Source organism: Collinsella aerofaciens, from assembly GCF_032584215.1.
Lineage (GTDB): Bacteria > Actinomycetota > Coriobacteriia > Coriobacteriales > Coriobacteriaceae > Collinsella.
On record NZ_JAWHPN010000059.1, the window covers coordinates 1 to 1150 of the forward strand.

Genomic DNA, 1150 nt, shown 5'->3' on the forward strand with positions numbered 1-1150 from the left:
AAGACCGAGGCGATGGCGGCGTTCGGCATAATGTCGATGTCGCCGCTCAAGAAGTGGTGCGCGCTATACCGCCGGGGCGGCGCGGAGGCCCTGCGCCCGAGGCCCAAGGGCCGGCCGAGCGGTTCCAGGGCGAGGCCGCGGACCCGCGAGGAGGAGCTCGAGGAGCGGTGCCGTAGGCTCGAGGCCGAGGTGGCCTACCTAAAAAAATTACGCGCCCTGGTCGAGAGGGACGGGCTCTGACCAGGGCGAAGGCCGAAGCGGTCGCGGCCCTGCGCGCCGAGGGGCACGCACTCGGGCACCTGCTCGCATGCGCCGAGCTCAAGAGGTCGACCTACTACTACGCCCTCGCGCACCCGCCGAGGCCCACGCGCCCCGAGCTCCGGGAGGCGGCCGCCGAGATCTTCTCGCGCACCGCCAACGGCTGCGGGCACCGGCAGATAGCGATGTGCCTCAGGGCGGAAGAGGGGGCCGTGATAGCCGACAAGACCGTGCTCAAGATGATGCGCGAGATGGGGATCCGCTGCGGGATCAGGCGCGAGACGGCCTACCACAGGTACAACTCGTACAGGGGCGTCGTCGGCAGGACGTTCGAGAACGTGATCGCGAGGGATTTCGACGCCGGGGCCCCGTGGCAGAAGCTGGGGACGGACGTCACCGAGTTCAAGGTGGCTGGCGGCAAGGCCTACTGGGCCCCGACGCTGGACTTCTGCACCAAGGAGATCGTGGCGAGCGACATATCGACCACGCCCGACATGGCCCAGCAGGTCAGGATGCTCGACGAGCTGCTGTCCAAGATCCCCGAGGGCGCCGCCCCGACCATGCACTCGGACCGGGGCTGGCAGTACCAGCACGCCTCATACACATCCAGGCTCGAGGCCGCCGGCATCGTCCAGAGCATGTCCAGGAAGGCGAACTGCATCGACAATGCCGCCACCGAGCAGCTCTTCGGCCACGTCAAGGACGAGTTCTACAGGGGCCGCGAGTGGAAGACGTTCGAGGATTTCAAACGCGACCTGGAGGAATACATAGTCCACTGGAACACGAGCCGGAGGCAGGTAAGATTGAAGGGCCTGACCCCGGAGGAGTTCCGGAATCAGGCCCTTGCGGCCTAGTCGCTATTTAGGGCGTCCAAGATTTGGGGCGCAGTTCA

Annotated in this window: 2 protein-coding genes; both read left to right on the forward strand. The window is 66.6% G+C overall.

What is annotated here, in order from left to right:
• Nucleotides 1–240: helix-turn-helix domain-containing protein (locus RX395_RS09700; RefSeq protein WP_316367254.1), on the forward strand; the 240-nt coding region annotated here is incomplete at its 5' end.
• Between the two features lie 29 nt (nucleotides 241–269).
• Entirely contained in the window at nucleotides 270–1112 is an 843-nt protein-coding gene (locus RX395_RS09705; RefSeq protein ID WP_316367256.1) for an IS3 family transposase, read from the forward strand.
• The last annotated feature ends 38 nt before the right edge of the window (nucleotides 1113–1150 follow it).